Origin of the sequence: Mesorhizobium sp. ESP-6-2 (assembly GCF_020164675.1) — a bacterium.
In the GTDB taxonomy this organism is placed as follows: domain Bacteria; phylum Pseudomonadota; class Alphaproteobacteria; order Rhizobiales; family Rhizobiaceae; genus Mesorhizobium.
Genome location: NZ_JAIUGT010000001.1, coordinates 463,153 through 478,946, shown reverse-complemented (window position 1 = coordinate 478,946; position 15,794 = coordinate 463,153). Strand labels below are relative to the sequence as shown.

The 15,794-nt window shown below is 64.7% G+C and carries 17 protein-coding genes; 10 read left to right on the top strand and 7 right to left on the bottom strand.

Annotation, left to right across the window (positions count from 1 at the left end; translation table 11 throughout):
- Positions 1-26: 26 nt before the first annotated feature.
- A complete protein-coding gene (acnA, locus tag LB532_RS02400; RefSeq protein ID WP_140643465.1) occupies positions 27-2,717 on the bottom strand; it encodes an aconitate hydratase AcnA in 2,691 nt (896 codons plus the stop codon).
- Positions 2,718-3,001: 284 nt separating this feature from the next.
- Here acnA and ccmA point away from each other — a divergent pair, with 284 nt between their 5' ends.
- The 4 genes from ccmA to LB532_RS02380 all read left to right on the top strand — a co-directional run bounded on the left by ccmA (position 3,002) and on the right by LB532_RS02380 (position 5,352).
- A complete protein-coding gene (gene ccmA / locus LB532_RS02395; protein WP_140643463.1) occupies positions 3,002-3,604 on the top strand; it encodes a heme ABC exporter ATP-binding protein CcmA in 603 nt (200 codons plus the stop codon).
- Between the two features lie 194 nt (positions 3,605-3,798).
- Positions 3,799-4,467 (top strand): heme exporter protein CcmB, encoded by a 669-nt coding sequence (gene ccmB / locus LB532_RS02390; protein ID WP_140643461.1) that lies wholly within the window; start codon positions 3,799-3,801, stop codon positions 4,465-4,467.
- A 133-nt stretch (positions 4,468-4,600) separates the two neighbouring features.
- The gene (gene ccmD, locus LB532_RS02385) at positions 4,601-4,774 is read left to right on the top strand and encodes a heme exporter protein CcmD (protein ID WP_140514011.1); all 174 of its coding nucleotides are present in this window, start codon (positions 4,601-4,603) and stop codon (positions 4,772-4,774) included.
- On the top strand, positions 4,771-5,352 hold the full coding sequence (locus LB532_RS02380; RefSeq protein ID WP_140643459.1) for a DsbE family thiol:disulfide interchange protein: 582 nt from the start codon (positions 4,771-4,773) through the stop codon (positions 5,350-5,352). The genes ccmD and LB532_RS02380 overlap by 4 nt, the downstream gene beginning before the upstream one ends.
- A gap of 14 nt (positions 5,353-5,366) precedes the next feature.
- On the opposite strand, the gene ppa is transcribed toward LB532_RS02380, so the two are convergent.
- From ppa to LB532_RS02355, 5 genes are all read right to left on the bottom strand, one after another.
- On the bottom strand, positions 5,367-5,900 hold the full coding sequence (gene ppa, locus LB532_RS02375; protein WP_140514009.1) for an inorganic diphosphatase: 534 nt from the start codon (positions 5,898-5,900) through the stop codon (positions 5,367-5,369).
- Between the two features lie 191 nt (positions 5,901-6,091).
- A complete protein-coding gene (locus tag LB532_RS02370; RefSeq protein WP_140643457.1) occupies positions 6,092-6,598 on the bottom strand; it encodes a GNAT family N-acetyltransferase in 507 nt (168 codons plus the stop codon).
- Positions 6,599-6,714: 116 nt separating this feature from the next.
- Positions 6,715-7,353, bottom strand: coding sequence for a TPM domain-containing protein (locus LB532_RS02365; RefSeq protein WP_140643455.1), 639 nt, complete (start codon positions 7,351-7,353; stop codon positions 6,715-6,717).
- A gap of 8 nt (positions 7,354-7,361) precedes the next feature.
- A complete protein-coding gene (locus LB532_RS02360) occupies positions 7,362-8,171 on the bottom strand; it encodes a TPM domain-containing protein (RefSeq protein ID WP_140643501.1) in 810 nt (269 codons plus the stop codon).
- A gap of 51 nt (positions 8,172-8,222) precedes the next feature.
- The gene (locus tag LB532_RS02355) at positions 8,223-8,858 is read right to left on the bottom strand and encodes a LemA family protein (protein WP_140643453.1); all 636 of its coding nucleotides are present in this window, start codon (positions 8,856-8,858) and stop codon (positions 8,223-8,225) included.
- Between the two features lie 162 nt (positions 8,859-9,020).
- Between LB532_RS02355 and LB532_RS02350 the strand changes: the two genes are divergently transcribed.
- The 6 genes from LB532_RS02350 (at position 9,021) to LB532_RS02325 (ending at position 14,281) form a co-directional block, all read left to right on the top strand.
- Positions 9,021-9,272 (top strand): hypothetical protein, encoded by a 252-nt coding sequence (locus LB532_RS02350; RefSeq protein ID WP_140643451.1) that lies wholly within the window; start codon positions 9,021-9,023, stop codon positions 9,270-9,272.
- Between the two features lie 7 nt (positions 9,273-9,279).
- Positions 9,280-10,164 carry a pyridoxal kinase PdxY gene (gene pdxY, locus LB532_RS02345; protein ID WP_140643449.1) on the top strand — a complete coding sequence of 295 codons (885 nt, stop codon included), beginning with the start codon at positions 9,280-9,282 and terminating at the stop codon, positions 10,162-10,164.
- Complete coding sequence (locus tag LB532_RS02340; protein WP_140643447.1) at positions 10,161-10,928, top strand: DUF429 domain-containing protein; 768 nt, start codon at positions 10,161-10,163, stop codon at positions 10,926-10,928. The genes pdxY and LB532_RS02340 overlap by 4 nt, the downstream gene beginning before the upstream one ends.
- Before the next feature lie 137 nt (positions 10,929-11,065).
- Positions 11,066-11,710: a carbonic anhydrase gene (locus LB532_RS02335; RefSeq protein ID WP_140550632.1), complete on the top strand. Its 645-nt coding sequence runs from the start codon at positions 11,066-11,068 to the stop codon at positions 11,708-11,710.
- Positions 11,707-12,141 carry a nuclear transport factor 2 family protein gene (locus LB532_RS02330; RefSeq protein ID WP_140643445.1) on the top strand — a complete coding sequence of 145 codons (435 nt, stop codon included), beginning with the start codon at positions 11,707-11,709 and terminating at the stop codon, positions 12,139-12,141. Before LB532_RS02335 ends, LB532_RS02330 begins: the two co-directional genes overlap by 4 nt.
- Before the next feature lie 85 nt (positions 12,142-12,226).
- Complete coding sequence (locus LB532_RS02325; protein WP_140643443.1) at positions 12,227-14,281, top strand: M3 family metallopeptidase; 2,055 nt, start codon at positions 12,227-12,229, stop codon at positions 14,279-14,281.
- On the opposite strand, the gene LB532_RS02320 is transcribed toward LB532_RS02325, so the two are convergent.
- Complete coding sequence (locus LB532_RS02320; protein WP_140643441.1) at positions 14,282-15,787, bottom strand: M81 family metallopeptidase; 1,506 nt, start codon at positions 15,785-15,787, stop codon at positions 14,282-14,284.
- Between the last annotated feature and the right edge of the window lie 7 nt (positions 15,788-15,794).

Sequence of the window (15,794 nt, the reverse complement as noted above, 5' to 3'; positions counted from 1 at the left end):
ACTGCCTAAGCCCTGCTCCCTTGCCGCTACGCGGCAAGATCGCGCAGTACGTATTGCAGGATGCCGCCGTTCTTGAAGTAGTCGAGTTCGTCAAGCGTATCGATGCGGCAGATGATCGGCACCTTCTTCACCGTGCCGTCGCCATAGGTGATCCTGGCTTCCATCTTCTGGCGCGGCCTGAGGGCGTCCAGGCCGTCGATCTCGACCAGCTCATCCCCTTTCAGGTTGAGCGAAGCCCATGAGGTGCCTTCCTCGAAGACGAAGGGGATCACTCCCATGCCGACCAGGTTGGAGCGGTGGATGCGCTCGAAGGACTGGGCGATGACCGCGCGGACACCAAGGAGATTCGTTCCCTTGGCCGCCCAGTCGCGCGACGACCCGTTGCCGTATTCGACGCCGGCGAAGATGACCAGCGGCACGCCTTCCTTCTTGTATTGCATCGCCGCGTCGTAGATCGATTCCTCTTCCTTCGAGGGATAGTGGATGGTGTAGCCGCCTTCCCTGCCGTTCTCACCCAGCATGTGGTTGCGGATGCGGATGTTGGCGAAGGTGCCGCGCATCATCACCTCATGGTTGCCGCGCCGCGTGCCGTACTGGTTGAAGTCGGCGACGCCGACGCCATGCTCGGTGAGGTATTTGCCGGCCGGCGAGGCGGCCTTGATCGAGCCCGCCGGCGAGATGTGGTCGGTGGTGATCTTGTCGCCGAACAGGCCCAGCACGCGGGCGCCCTTGATGTCGCCGATCTTGCCGAACCCCGTGGTCATGCCGGCGAAATAGGGCGGATTCTGCACATAGGTGGAATTGTCGTCCCAGGCATAGGTCTGGCCTTCCGGCGCCTTGACGTTCTGCCAGTTCTCATCGCCCTTGAAGACGTCGGCATACTTGCGGGCGAACAGCTCGCGCGTCACGTTCTTCTCGATGAATTCCTGGATTTCCGCCGAGCTCGGCCAGATATCCTTGAGGTAGACCGGCTTGCCGTTCCTGTCCTCGCCGAGCGGCTCGGTGGTCAGGTCTTTCGTCACCGTGCCGGCCAGCGCGTGCGCCACGACCAGCGGCGGCGAGGCGAGATAGTTCGCCTGCACGTCGGGCGAGACGCGGCCCTCGAAATTGCGGTTGCCGGAAAGCACCGCGGCGGCAATCAAACCCTTATCGTTGATTGTCTTGGAGATCGGCGCCGGCAGCGGACCGGAATTGCCGATGCAGGTGGTGCAGCCGAAGCCGACCAGGTTGAAGCCGATCTGGTCGAGCTCCTTCTGCAGGCCGGATTTCTCGAGATACTCGGCGACCACCTGGCTGCCCGGCGCCAGCGAGGTCTTCACCCAGGGTTTCTGCTTGAGGCCAAGGCGATTGGCGTTGCGGGCGAGCAGGCCGGCGCCGATCAGCACGCTCGGGTTCGAGGTGTTGGTGCAGGAGGTGATGGCGGCTATGACGACGTCGCCATGGCCGAGATCATGGCCGGTGCCTTCGACGGCGTAGCGCTTCGAGATTTCCGCCGCCTTCTTGTATTCGGTGTCCATAGCCTTGACGAAGCCGGCCGGGATGCCTTCCAGCGCCACGCGGCCCTCCGGGCGCTTGGGGCCGGCCATCGACGGCACGACGTCGCCGAGATCGAGCTCCAGCAAATCGGTGAAGACCGGGTCGGCGGAGCCTGCGTCACGCCACATGCCTTGCGCCTTGGAGTAGGCTTCGACCAGCGCGATGCGGCTTTCCTCGCGGCCCGACATTGTGAGGTAGCGGATGGTCTCCGAATCGACCGGGAAGAAGCCGCAGGTGGCGCCATATTCAGGCGCCATGTTGCCGATGGTGGCGCGGTCGGCCAGCGTCATATTGGAAAGGCCAGGGCCGAAGAATTCGACGAACTTGCCGACGACGCCCTTCTTGCGCAGCATCTGGGTGACGGTGAGCACGAGGTCGGTGGCGGTGACGCCCTCCTTCAACTTGCCGGTGAGGCGGAAGCCGATGACCTCGGGCAAGAGCATGGAGACGGGCTGGCCGAGCATCGCCGCCTCGGCTTCGATGCCGCCGACGCCCCAGCCGAGAACGCCCAGGCCGTTGATCATGGTGGTGTGCGAATCGGTGCCGACGCAGGTGTCGGGATAGGCGGTCGTTTCGCCGTCCTCGGTGTTGGTCCACACCACCTGGCCGAGATATTCAAGGTTGACCTGGTGGCAGATGCCGGTGCCGGGCGGCACGACGCGGAAATTGCGAAACGCCTGCTGGCCCCATTTCAGGAACTTGTAGCGTTCCTCGTTGCGCTCATATTCGAGCTCGACATTGCGGGCGAAAGCCATCGGCGAGCCGAATTCGTCGACAATGACGGAATGGTCGATGACGAGGTCGACCGGCACCAGCGGGTTGATCTTTTGCGGGTCGCCGCCGAGCGAGGCCATGGCGTCGCGCATCGCCGCCAGGTCGACTACCGCCGGAACGCCGGTGAAATCCTGCATCAGGACGCGGGCGGGGCGATAGGCGATCTCGACGCCGGCCGTCCCCTTGTCGGTCAGCCAGCCGGCGACGGCCTTGATCGAGTCCTTGGTGACGGAGCGGCCGTCCTCGTTGCGCAGAAGGTTCTCCAGCAGAACCTTCATCGAATAAGGCAATTGGGCGATGCCGGTGAGGCCGTTCTTCTCGGCCTCGACGAGGTCGAAATAGGCATATTCGGCGTCGCCCGCTTTCAGCGTGCGGCGGCAATTGAAACTGTCGAGGGATTTTGACACGTGCGATCCGTCCTTGTCTGTTCAGCCTGAAAGGGAACGGACGCCGATGGCATGCAATCACGCGCAAAGGTGCGGGTACGGCCATTTCCGCTGTCCGCTCCCAAGCAACCCGAGCCGTTCAAGGCGGCGCGTGCGCTGGTTCGGCGCTAGTTCTGTTCCCGCGCCGACCGCTGGCACGGATGCACCGCATATAGAGAATTTTCTGGAATAGTTCTAGACAGTTAAAAAGCAAATTTGTGCGATGCGGCAGGGGCCGAGGCGGATTGTTTCAGGGCGGGCGAGGGATGCGGCTTATCGCCGAAAATCTAGGCGGCGAACGCGGCGGCGAGACGGTGTTTTCGGGCATTGGCTTTGACCTCGATCAAGGCCAGGCGCTTGTCGTCACCGGGCCGAACGGATCAGGCAAATCGACCTTGCTCAGGATCGTCGCCGGACTGCTGCCGAAGGCTGAAGGCAATTTGCTGATCGAGGGCGGCGGGGATGAATTTCCGTCGATCGCTTCGGCCTGCCACTATCTCGGCCATCAGAACGCGATGAAAACGGCACTCAGCGTGACGGAAAACCTGCGCTTCTGGCGCGACTTCAACGGCGGTGGATCCTTCGGCGTCGAGGAGGCGCTGGAGACGGTCGGACTGGGCGGCATCGGCCATCTGCCGTTCGGCTATCTCTCGACCGGGCAAAGACGACGCGCGGCGATTGCGAAACTGCTGGTCAGCCACCGGCCGATCTGGCTGCTCGACGAGCCGACGGCGGGTCTGGACAGGGATTCGGAGGCGCGATTCGCGGGATTGATGAGGGGGCATTGTTCCGAGGGCGGGATAATCGTCGCGGCAACGCATCTGCCGCTCGGGATCGAGGGAGCGACGGAATTGAGGATGGGGGAGTAAATGCCGCGCTTGAATACCCCCCTCTGTCCTGCCGGCCATCTCCCCCGCAAGGGGGGAGATTGGCAGCTTCGGCGCCTCGCCCGCCTTCCAACGTTGAAAATTGGCGAAGGCCGGGGTGACATCCGATCTCCCCCCTTGCGGGGGATATGGCCGGCAGGCCAGAGGGGGGTGCTCAAGCGCGAGCATCTCAAATCATGCTAGCGCTCTTCCTGCGCGACATCCGCCTTTCGATCCGGGCCGGCGGCGGGGCGCTGACGGGCGTGATCTTCTTCCTCGCCGTGATCGCCACCATTCCCTTCGGCGTCGGGCCGGACCTGAAACTGCTTGCCCGCATCGGCCCGGCGATCCTGTGGATCGGTGCGCTGCTCTCTTGTCTGCTCGGCCTCGACCGGCTGTTCCAGGCCGACCGTGAGGACGGCTCGCTCGATCTCCTGGTGCTTGGCAGCAACGACCGCCACATGCTGGCGCTGACCGTGCTCACCAAATGCCTGGCGCATTGGGCGGGCAGCGTGCTGCCGCTGGTGGTCGCCGCGCCGCTGCTCGGCCTGTTCATGAACATGGAGCCGGTCGCCATCGGCGCCACGGCGCTTACGCTGCTGGTCGGCACGCCGGCGATCACTTTCATCGGCGCCGTCGGTGCGGCGGTGGCGGTGGCGCTGCCGCGCGGCGGGCTCCTGATCTCGGTATTGGTGCTGCCGCTGACCATCCCGGTGCTGATCTTCGGGGTCTCTGCGAGTTATGGTGCGACGGCCAGTCCCGATCCGTTCCTGCAACCTTTCCTCATTCTTGCCGCGCTGACGTTGTTTCTTGCCGTGGTTGGACCGCTGGCGGCGGCGCTGGCGCTGCGCCATGGCACGGATTGAGGCTCCTACGACCGGCAGAGGCTGCGGCGCGGCGGCCAATTGCGCGGTCACCGGCGTGGGGCTAAGGGGAAGGAATGATCGAGCGCGGCAGAAGGATCGAATTGGCGGGCGGCATGCCGACGAGGCAGCCGGCATGAGCCCGCATGCGCTCTACGTCACGGCCGCCTATGCCGTCACGGCGATTGCGCTGGCCGGGCTGATCGGCTGGATCCTGCTCGATCAACGGGCCCGCAAGCGCGAACTGGCCGAACTCGAGGCGGCGGGCGTGCGCCGACGCTCCGACAAGGGCGGGGAGCGCGCGTCATGAGCACGGATATGCCAACGCCGGCACCGGCCCGGCGCCGCCTGTTCGTGCTGTTGCCGCTGCTGGTCTTCCTCGGGCTGGCGGGGCTGTTCCTGGCGCAGCTCCTGTCGGGGCGCGACACTTCGGAGGTGCCGTCGGCGCTGATCGGCCTGCCGGCACCGCCGACCAACCTGCCGCCGCTGGACGGCACGAACCTGCCGGGGCTCGATTCGAAATCGTTCGCCGGCAAGGTGACGCTGGTCAACGTCTTCGCCTCATGGTGCGCGCCTTGCCGCGAAGAGCACCCGGTGCTTTTGGGGCTGGCGCAGGACAGGCGCTTCACCATGGCGGCTCTGAACTACAAGGACCGGCCGGAAAACGCCCGCCGGTTCCTCGGCGATCTCGGCAATCCGTTCCAGGCGATCGGCGTCGACGAGGCCGGCCGCACGGCGATCGACTGGGGCGTCTATGGCGTGCCGGAAACCTTCGTCATCGGCAAGGACGGCAAAATAGCCTACAAGCATGTCGGGCCGCTGACGGCCGAGGCGGCTCAGACGCTGCTGTTGCCGCAGATCGAGAAGGCGCTGGCCGCGCCGAACTGACGTGACCGGCCTTCTTACTTGCCTGCCTTGGCCCGCTCGATCGCGTCGACGATCATCTTCTTGGCGTATTTGGAATCGTGCCAGCCCTCGATCTTGACCCATTTGCCGGGCTCGAGATCCTTGTAGTGCTCGAAGAAGTGCTGCACCTGATCGCGGGTGATCTCGGGCAACTGCGTGTATTCAGTGACGTTCTCGTAACGCAGCGTCAGCTTCGGCGACGGCACGGCGATGACCTTCTCGTCCTGGCCCGCATTGTCTTCCATGATCAGCACGCCGATCGGCCGAACATTGATGACGCAGCCGGGCACCAGAGCGCGCGTGTTGCAGACCAGCACGTCGATCGGATCGCCGTCGCCAGACAGCGTGTGCGGAACGAAGCCGTAATTGCCGGGATAGCGCATCGAGGTGTGCAGGAAACGGTCGACGAACAGCGTACCGGCCTCCTTGTCCATCTCGTATTTGATCGGCTCGCCGCCGATCGGCACTTCGATGATGACGTTGACGTCCTCGGGCGGATTCTTTCCGGTGGCGATGGCTTCAATACGCATGACTTAATCCCTCTCTCGATTGGCAGACCGATAGCGGGCGGCGCAAAATGGTGCAATGCGGCGAATGGTGCTCAAGAACGCCCAGCAAGACGCAATGGCATTCAACGCGTTCAATCATTGGCAGAAGATGTTTCAGTGTTGTGATTGCGTAGGTTGCGCTTCGCGCCGCTTACGCGATCGTTCCTCGCCGGTCATTCCCAGACGAAAGCAACCTTCTTCAGCGCCTTCTGCTCGAATATCTCGACGCCTTCGGCGATATCGCGGCCGCCGGCGCCGGAATAGAAGGCGAGCGCGTTCTGATTGTCTTCCAGCGCCCACACCACCGTGCCCTTCAATCCGTGATCTGCAAGCCGCGCCCGTCCCGCCTTGAAAAGCCGGCTGCCGAGCCCGATGCCCTGATATTCCGGCCGCAGGTACAATTCATAGATCTCGCCCTGCTGCTTGAGTTCGCGGGCCCGGTTCTTGCCGATCGTGGCGTAGCCGGCAACCGTGCCGCCGATCTCGATCACCAGAACGGTGGCGGCGCGGCGGATGGCATTAGCCCACCAGTCGGCGCCGCGACGGTTGATCATCGATGTCAGGGTGCGGTGCGGGATGATGCCGCTGTAGGCGCCGCGCCAAGCCTGCAAATGCACGTCGGCGATCGCCGCGGCGTCGCGCGATTCGGCTTTGCGGATGTCGATGCTCAGCGTATTCATGATTTGTTAACCATAAACCCGCATCGCTCGAATGCAAGAGTCCGGGCAGTCCGGAGGCCGCTTTCTCACAGGCCGTCATCGCCTGCGCGATGCGCGTTCGAGGCTGTCGGTGGCGCTCAAATCTCGACCAGATGATCGTCGAGCTCGTTGGTGTCGCCCGACGTGACCGGGAAGTGCTCGGCGAGCACCGCTCCAACCGATTGGATCGCCTTGACGAAGCCGTCGGCAAGCCGGTCGTCGCCAGCATGTGCGGTAAGCTCGCGTACCACATCGTCCCAGACATGCTGGCCGACCTTGGCGTCAATGCCTGAATCGGCGACCACCTCGGCGTAGCGCTCGGTGACCGAGACGAAGACCAGCACGCCGGTGCGCGCGGTTGTGCGGTGGACGTTGCGAGCCAGGAACTGCTTCAGTGCGTTGTCATGTGCGGTCTGATAGCGCAGCCGTCTCGGCACCATATGGATGCGAAGCCCCGGAAAGGCCCATAACAGCAAAAGAAAGCAGGCCAGCGCCAGAAGCTGGGCAATGACGAAGTGCGGCAGGCGGATGGTGAGCCACCAGGCCTCCAGCCCATAGGCGACCGCGAGGCTGACCAGCAGCGTGGCGAGAGCAGCCACGAAGGCAGCCGGAAAGAAGTAGTTGCCGCTGCCATGCGCCACCACGCAGTAGATCTCGCCGTCGGTCCTTGATTCGGCGGCGCGGATCGCTCCGGCGATGCGCTCATGGTCCTGCGGACTGATCGGTCGTATCGCCATGGTCCCTCTCACCAGCTTCCCGAAGAGCCGCCGCCGCCGGAAGAGCCGCCACCACCGGAGAAACCACCGCCGCTACCGCCCGAGGACCAGCCGCCGCCGCCCGACCAGCCGCCGCCACCTGACGACCAGCCGCCACCTGACGATCGCCGGCTCGGCTCGAACGTCATGCCGAGCCAGCGGTAACGGCCGGGACCGATCTTCTGGCCGAAGATCGGCGGCAGCACCGAGGCCGCTATGCTGCCGAAGAAGATCAGCGCCCAGATACCGATGAAGATGGCGAAGAATAAATCGTCGGAATTGAACGGCGCCTGCTGGTTGCGCTTGCCGCGTGCTTCCAGCTCCTCGGGATTGCCGTTGAGCATCATGATCATGTCGTCGACGGCCTTGGTGATGCCGCCGGAGAAATCGCCGGCACGGAAGGCCGGCACCATGTCGTTTTCGATGATCAGCTTGGTGTGCAGGTCGGTCAGCGTGCCTTCCAGCCCGTAGCCGACCTCGATGCGCATCTTGCGGTCGTTCGGCGCGACCAGAAGCAGCACGCCGTTGTTCTCCTTCGCCTGGCCGAGTTTCCAGAACCGGTACAGCCGGTTGGCATAGGGCTCGATCTCCTCGCCGCCGAGACTGGGGACGGTGGCGACGACGATCTGATCGGAGCCTTTCGTCTCGAAATCGGCAAGCTTCCGCGTCAGTGCCGCCCTGGTCGCCGCATCGATGATGCCTGCATTGTCGACGACACGGCCGGTCAGCGCCGGGAGCTCGGCGGCGAGGGCCGCAAATGGCAGCACAAGAACGAGGATCAAGACAGCGACGCGATACATGGCGCGTCGTCCCTCATTGGCGGGCAGGATCACCACGTCGGAATCCGGCAATCATCCGCCCTGTTTCGTGCCGAAATCGACCTTCGGCGTCTGCAACTTGTCCTCCTCGACCGTGAAATTGGCGAACGGCTCGTTGCTACGGAACCAGAACGTCGCCCACAGCACCGAGGGGAAGGTCCGCAGCGTCAGATTGTAGTCCCTGACCGCCTGGATGTAGTCACGCCGCGCCACCGCGATGCGGTTCTCGGTGCCTTCGAGCTGCGCCTGCAGCGCCAGGAAGTTCTGGTTGGCCTTCAGGTCCGGGTATGCCTCCGACACAGCGAGCAGCCGCGACAGCGCGCTGGTCAGCCCTGCCTGGGCGTCCTGAAACCTCTTGAGGGCTTCGGGATCCTTCAACGTCTCTGGCGTTACCGTGACCTGCGTCGCCTTGGCGCGCGCCTCGACCACGGCGTCGAGCGTGTCCTTTTCGTGCGAGGCGTAGCCCTTGACCGTCTCGACCAGGTTGGGGATGAGGTCGGCGCGGCGTTGATACTGGTTCAGCACCTCGCTCCACGCGGCCTTGGCGTTTTCCTCCGCCGTCGGGATGGTGTTGTAGCCGCAGCCGGCAAGCAGCGGCAGCATGACGGCCATCACCAGCAAGGCGGGCAGCGTGCGGAATGTCGGGAAAGCAAGGCGCTGGGCAAACATGATCGGTCCCCTCGGTAGAAGTTGCATGCGAAGCATTACCACAATCGGCGCGCAAGAAAACGACCTCGGCGCAGACGGTTGTCGATGGCATCACGGTCGGTCGCAAGACGCTGTAATTGACGGGGCGAACGCGCTAAGGTCGCCACGAAACAGGACAGCATCATGGCGCAGCGCCAGGACAGCGACACCGAATCGCGCCGCATCCTCGAGCGCGTCGCGCGCGAGACCGATCCGGCCGCCACTTCGCTCGCGGCGCAGACCGCGAAGGCCGTGCGCGACCACGTCGCGGCGGCCGATGCCGACCGCGCCGATCCGATCGAAGTATGGGGCACGCGCATTGGCCGGATACTTGGCCTGCTCCTGGCGCTGGGCCTGATGGTCTGGCTCGTGCTTTTCCTCGCCAGGGGCAGTTAGGAATCCAATGAGCACCGAGCAAGCCGACGCGCCGCGCGCGGTCATCGTCATTTCCAGCCATGTCGCACGCGGCTCGGTCGGCAATCGCGCCGCCGTCTTTGCGCTGGAATCGCTGGGTTTCCCGGTATGGGCGGTGCCGACAATCATCCTGCCCTGGCATCCCGGCCATGGGCGCGCGACCCGCATCGTGCCGCCGCTCGATCAGTTCATGGCATTGATGGCCGATCTGGAGCGCGCGCCGTGGCTGGGCGAGGTCGGGGCGGTGCTGTCGGGCTATCTCGGCGAGGCCGGCCAGGCCGAAGCCGTCGCCTCGCTGGTTGCCGCGGTCAAGGCTAGGACGCCCGACGCCGTCTATATCTGCGATCCGGTGATGGGCGATTCGGGCGGGCTTTATGTACCGGAACCGACGGCGATCGCCATGCGCGACCGGCTGATGCCGATCGCCGACATCGCTACCCCTAACCGCTATGAGCTGGAGTGGATGGCCGGCGTGCCGTTGCCCGACCTGAAGTCGGTGATGGCGGCCGCGCTCCATGCCGGGCCGTCGACCATGCTAGTCACCTCGGCGCCGTCGATGATTTCAGGCGGCACCGGCAATCTTCTGCTCGACGGCAGCCAGGCGCTGCTCGCCGAGCACCGCGTTATCGAAAAGCCGCCGAACGGTTTGGGCGACCTGACGGCGGCGGTGTACCTGGCGCGCATCCTCTCCGGCCAGCCGGCGATCAAGGCGCTGCAATCGACGACCGCGGCGGTCTACGAAATCCTGGCGCGCACGGCCAAACGCGGCGGCGACGAATTGCAGCTCGAAACCGATGTACAGAGCCTGTCGCACCCGATGGCGATGGTGCAGCTTCGCCATCTCACGCATCCGGGGCGGGACCGCCGCGCGTGACATCGGCACGGGTGCTGGTCGGCGCGGACGGCTGCAAGGCCGGCTGGGTCGCCGTTCGGAGCGCTCCGAACGCGGCGCCTTCGGTCGAGGTCTTCGCCAGCTTCGCCGCACTGCTGGCGGCGGTTCCCGACGACGCGATCATCGCCGTCGACATGCCGATCGGCCTGCCTGAATTTTCGAGCAAGGGCGGACGCGGGCCGGAGGCGCAGGTCAGGCGGCTGCTCGGGCCACGCCAATCCAGCGTCTTCTCGATCCCGTCTCGTGCGGCACTCTACGCCGATACCGCCGAGTTCACTTCGATCGAAGCCTGGTACGCCGCGCACCGCCGGGCGAGCGACGTGGCCAGGACGACATCCGATCCGCCGCGCGGCGTTTCGATCCAGGCATTCGGCATCTTTGGCAAAATACGCGAGATCGATACGTTGCTGATCGCGCGGCCCGAACTGCGTGGCCGCGTCTTCGAATCGCATCCGGAAGTGGCTTTCTGTCGGCTCAACGGCGGGCAGGCCATGCTGCTGCCGAAGAAGGTCAAGGGCAGCATCAATCCGGCCGGCATGGCGGAACGCAAGGCGCTGCTTAGCCGGCACGGCTATGCCATAGACTTCCTCGATCAGGCGCCGCCGCGCGGTGCGGCCGCCGATGATTTCCTCGATGCGGCGGCGATGATGCTGATCGCCGGCCGCATAGCGAACGGCGCGGCAAGGCCTTTTCCCGACCCGCCACTCACCGACGGCTTTGGAATACCGGTCGCCGTCTGGGCGTGACAACATTGGCCAGCGTCGCGCCTGACGCATGGCATTTCTCGCCAACCCTACAATTCTGCATTGCTCGCGACGGGCTTTTACCGCTAGAGCGTTTCTCGACCGCAACGCGCTGCCGCCCTCCAACCGGAAAGCCGCCCATGCCTCACCTTCCCGATCACCTTCTCACCGGCTACCGCAATTTCATGAACGGCCGCTATCTCACCGAGAGCGGCCGCTATCGCGAGCTCGCCCGGGAGGGGCAAGCGCCGGAAACCATGATCGTCGCGTGCTGCGATTCCCGCTCTGCACCCGAGGCTATCTTCGACGCAGGGCCCGGCGAACTCTTCGTGCTGCGCAATGTCGGCAATCTTGTGCCGCCTTACGAGCCGGACGGCGAGTTCCACTCGACCTCGGCCGCGCTCGAATTCGCGGTGCAGAGCCTCAAGGTCAAGAACATCGTCGTCATGGGCCATGGCCGCTGCGGCGGCATCCGTGCCGCGCTCGACGCCAATTCCGCGCCGCTGTCGCCGGGCGACTTCATCGGCAAATGGATGAGCCTGATCGCGCCGGCCGCCGAGACCGTGTCGGCCAGCACCTTCATGACGGCGACAGAGCGCCAGACGGCGCTGGAGCGCATCTCGATCCGCTATTCCCTAGCCAATCTCAGGACCTTTCCCTGCGTCTCGATCCTTGAGGGCAAGGGGCGGCTGTCGCTGCACGGTGCCTGGTTCGACATTTCGACCGGCGAGCTCTGGGTGATGAACAAGGAGACCGGCGATTTCGAGCGCCCGGTGCTGGAATGACCGAAACGGCACGCCAAGCGATGAGCATCCGGCCGGTCATGTTCACCGCCGCCGCACTGCTGATGGCGATCATGGCCGCCCGCGCCGATGACGGCGCCATCATCAGCCGCTGGTATTCGGCCCTGCTGGTCGCCGACCGCACCGAACTTTCCGACCTGCTCGCCGACAATGTGCGCATCGAACTCGACGACCTCGGCATCGTGCAGGGAAAGCAGGAGTTCATCGCCTCGCTCGACGAATGGAAAGGTGCGGTTGCGGGTGCCGCGATCCGACACCGGATCGAGAAGAACGAAGGCGGCGTCACCACGGTGATCGCCTGCTACGACTTCCCCGACAATGACATGCTGATGCATGAGACCTTCGCCATAGCGGGCGATCGCATCACGGCCAGCACGCAGAAGGCGCTTGCGGAAAGCTGCGAAGCCTACTGACCGGCCACGCTGTTGCGCGCGCCGGACGAGCGCCCTACATCGGTGATTTCAGCCCTTCCCGACCTGCCAGCCCGAAAGACAATCCATGCTCGCCACGAAAGCCGTCGACCTCGCCGCTCATCCGCTGACCACGTGGCAAGGGCCGCTCGGCCTGCCCGATTTCGCCCGATTTGGCGACGACGAGTTCGCACCCGTCTTCGACGCGGCGCTGAAGGCGCATGAGGCCGAGATCGAGGCCATCGCCGCGAACGAGAATGCGCCGACCATCGAGAACACGCTTCAAGCCCTGGAGCTCGCCGGCGAGGCGCTCGACCATGTCTCGTCGATCTTCTGGTGCCGCGCCGGGGCCCACACCAACGAGGATATCCAGGCGCTGGAGCGCGACATCTCGCCAAGGATGTCGAGGCATTTCTCGGCGATCTCGATGAATGAAAGGCTCTTTGCCCGCATCGACGATCTTTACCAGCGCCGCGAGACGCTCAAGCTCGATGCCGAGACGCTGCGGGTGCTGGAAAAGACCTGGAAGGGTTTTGTCCGCTCGGGCGCGAAACTCGATGCCGAGGGCAAGAAGCGACTGGCAGGGATCAACGAGGAACTGTCGTCGCTCGGCACCAGCTTCGGCCAGAACGTGCTTGCCGACGAACGCGACTGGGCGCTGTTCCTGGATGAGGCCGACCTGGCCGGCCTGCCGGATTTCGTGAAGAGCTCGATGGCCGAAGCCGCCGAGATGCGCGGCCAGAAAGGCCGCTACGCCGTCACCTTGTCGCGCTCGGTCTACGAGCCGTTCTCGACCTTCTCGGAGCGCCGCGACTTGCGAGAGATCGCCTTCCGCGCCTTCACCATGCGCGGCCAGAACGGCGGCGCGACCGACAACACGGCCGTGGTGCGCGACATGCTGAAGCTGCGCGCCGAGAAGGCGAAGCTGCTCGGCTACGGCTCCTTCGCGGCGCTGAAGCTCGATGACACCATGGCCAAGACGCCCAAGGCGGTGCACGACCTGCTCGATCCCGTCTGGGAAAAGGCGCTGGAAAAGGCCGCCGCCGACCAGAAGGAGCTGGAACGGCTGGCGGCGGAAGCCGGCAGCAACGAAAAATTCGCAGCCTGGGACTGGCGGTTCTACCAGGAGAAGCTGCGCGCGGAGAAATTCGCCTTCGACGAGACGGAATTGAAGCCCTATCTCCAGCTCGACCGGATCATCGACGCCTGCTTCGACGTCGCGACAAGACTGTTCGGCATCACCTTCGAAGAGAAAAAGGGCATTGCCGCCTGGCACCCGGACGCACGCGTGTTCGTGGTGAAGAATGCCGACGGCAGCGAGCGCGGCCTGTTCCTGGCCGATTATTTCGCCCGGCCGTCGAAACGCTCCGGGGCCTGGATGAGCGCGCTGAAGTCAGGCTATCGCCTGGGTCGCGGTGCAAGGCCGATCATCTACAACATCATGAATTTCGCCAAGCCGCCCGTGGGCGAGCCGGCGCTGCTGTCGGTGGACGAGGCGAAGACCTTGTTCCATGAATTCGGCCACGCCCTGCACGGCATGCTGACCGACGTCACCTGGCCTTCGGTGTCGGGCACGTCCGTCAGCCGCGATTTCGTCGAACTGCCCTCGCAGCTCTACGAGCATTGGCTGACCGTGCCGGCGGTGCTGGAAAAGCACGCTTTGCATGTCAAGACCGGCCTGCCGATGCCGAAGGCGCTGCTCGACAAGATGCTGGCTGCGCGGACTTTCGGCGCCGGTTTCGCCACGGTGGAATTCACGGCTTCCGCGCTGATCGACATGGCCTACCACGCACGGCCGGACGCCCCGCAGGAGCCGCTTCGTTTCGAAGCCGAAACGCTCAAAGAACTAGACATGCCCGACACCATCGCCATGCGCCACCGCACGCCGCATTTCGGCCATGTCTTTGCCGGCGAGGGCTATTCGGCCGGCTACTATTCCTACATGTGGTCGGAAGTACTCGACGCCGACGCCTTCGCAGCTTTCGAGGAGACGGGCGATCCCTTCAACCCCGCGCTGGCCGAGCGGCTGCGCAAGAACATCTATGCCGCTGGCGGCTCAAAGGATCCGGAAGAGCTCTACACCGCGTTTCGAGGCAAGATGCCGTCGCCGGAAGCCATGATGGTGAAGCGGGGATTGGTGTGATTAGCCGATCTCCCCCTTCGTCGGGGAGATTGGCTGCTTCCACGGATCCACTACCCTTGGCCAGATCGCCCGCTTCAGTTTCTTGTAATCCGTCACCGCCGGATTGCTGGGGTACGCGCTCGGCGCCGAGACGTAGATGATCTCGGCGGCGATCGGTTCGAAGCCGGCGTAGAAATGGTTGGTCGATTTGATCAGCAGCATGTCCTTGGCCAGCGGATCGACGCCGATGTTGGAAAAAATGTCCGGCTCGAAGGTCTGCGTGCGGTTGGTGTTGAGGATGATGTCGACCTCGGTGCCCTCGATGCGGATCAACGCGGCGGGCCCGAGCGTCACCCGGCTCGGCCCGAAGCTCTGCCAACCTTCGGCGAGAACTTTCAGCACGGTGACACGGGCGTCGATCGGCTCGCCGGCCTGGGGCCCGGACTTGCCGCCGAAACGCAGGTCGATGACGGCGCCCTCGCCCGCGGCCTGGCAGAAGGTCACGGCGATCGGATCCCAGATCGTCGCCACGCCGACCTTATCGATGCCGCGCGCCAAAAGCTCCCGCAGCACGATGGTGCCGTCGCCCGGAACGCCGCCGCCCGGATTATCCCAGATATCGGCGATGACCACCGGCCTGCCGCGCTTTTCCGCACATACGGCCTGTGCCCGCTCTATGCCGTCCTTGGCGCTCAGCATCGTCATCGCCGTTTTTTCGCGCATCGCGTAGAGCTCGCGTCCGAGCGTTTCGGCCAGCGCGTCGCCCTTGGCCTTGTCATTGTCGGTGACGACGAGGATACGCGTGCCCATTTCGGGCACATCCGCCGCCATGAAACCATGGATGACCGAGACCGACAGCACGCCGTCCTTGCCGTGCAGCGCCTTGATACGGTCGACGAAGGAGCGCATCGGCTCGCGGCTGGTCGGCAGCACCTGGATCATGCGGCAGTCGAAGGTCGAGATGACGGGCTTGATCTCGCCACGCGCCGCGGCGAGGCCGAGCTCGACGACGTGCTCGCCGCGCTCGTAGAAATCGGTGTGCGGGAATTCGAGGAAATAGGCCATGACGTTACAGGCCGCCACGCGCTTCGGCGTCAGATGGCTATGCGGATCGAACTCGCAAGCGATCACCACGCCAGGCCCGACGATCTCGCGCACCCGTTCGAGCAGGTCGCCCTCGCAATCGTCATAGCCTTGCGCCACCATGGCGCCATGCAGGCCGAGAATTACGGCCTCGACCGGCAGCGCCGCCCTGAGCTGGCCCAGAATCTCGTCGCGCAGCGCCTCGTAGGTCTGCCGCTGCACAAGGCCGCCGGGTTCGGCCCAGGTGGCGGTACCCTCGACGACGTCGAGCCCCTCGCCGGCCGCGCGCCGGCGCAGGGCGACGATCGGCGAGGAGCACAGCGTCGGCGTCTCCGGATGCTTGCCCGGCCCGGCATAGAAGGCCATCTCGAACGATGCCCTGTCGGTCGGTACCGGCGAGAAGGTGTTGGTTTCCGTCGCCAGCGAGGCGGTGAAGATGCGCATGAAAGCT